The 687-nt window shown below is 54.6% G+C and carries 1 pseudogene; it reads right to left on the minus strand.

The features are described 5' to 3' along the window. Positions 1 to 73: 73 nt before the first annotated feature. Positions 74 to 532: pseudogene (locus tag QMX98_RS34770) on the minus strand (transposase). Between the last annotated feature and the right edge of the window lie 155 nt (positions 533 to 687).

Here is a 687-nt window from a genome sequence, read left to right on the forward strand (position 1 = left end):
GGCAAGCCTCGCTCCTACGGGGTCTATGTTGCTTTTGTAGGCGCGAGGCTTGCCCGCGAAGGCGTTTTCAACCTCACAACCAGATCGCGTCCCACAGGGGATAATCCCCTACCCTCTCGACCAAGCCAGCTCGCAACGGATTGGCGACGATGTAGCGAGCAACTGCCTGTAGATCTTCTTCCTTACGAATGGCGCGATCGTGATAACCATGTTGCCAAACCGGACCTTGGCGTCCTGCCGAGCGATTAAGCGTTACTGCGATGCGTGATTTGGTTCGAGCCATCAAACTGGGTAACTGAATATTCTATAACTCGATCAGCCAATGGAAATGATCGGGCATGACGACCCAGGCCAGTGACGTCGCAAACCCTTCCTGCTCAGCAGTTTTCAGGGCATCGACTACCAGTCGCCCACTCTTGAAGTCATGGAATAACGGTTGCCGGTTCAAAACGACGGCTGTCAGGAGGTAAATCTGTCCGGGCTCCGAATATCGGCCGGTGCGCAATCGATGAGCATGTTTTAGCTCTGTCATTAATGATCCTCCTTGATCGTGACCTCAGACTTTGAGCCTAGGACGATTAGAAGGGACTTGGGTGGTAACTGTTGCACAGGATGTGGCTGGGCGGGCCTCTTCGCGGGCAAGCCTCGCTCCTACGGGGTCTATGTTGCTTTTGTAGGCGCGAGGCT

The sequence above is a fragment of the Pseudomonas sp. PS02303 genome, assembly GCF_029959925.1.
GTDB classification, from domain to species: domain Bacteria; phylum Pseudomonadota; class Gammaproteobacteria; order Pseudomonadales; family Pseudomonadaceae; genus Aquipseudomonas; species Aquipseudomonas mandelii.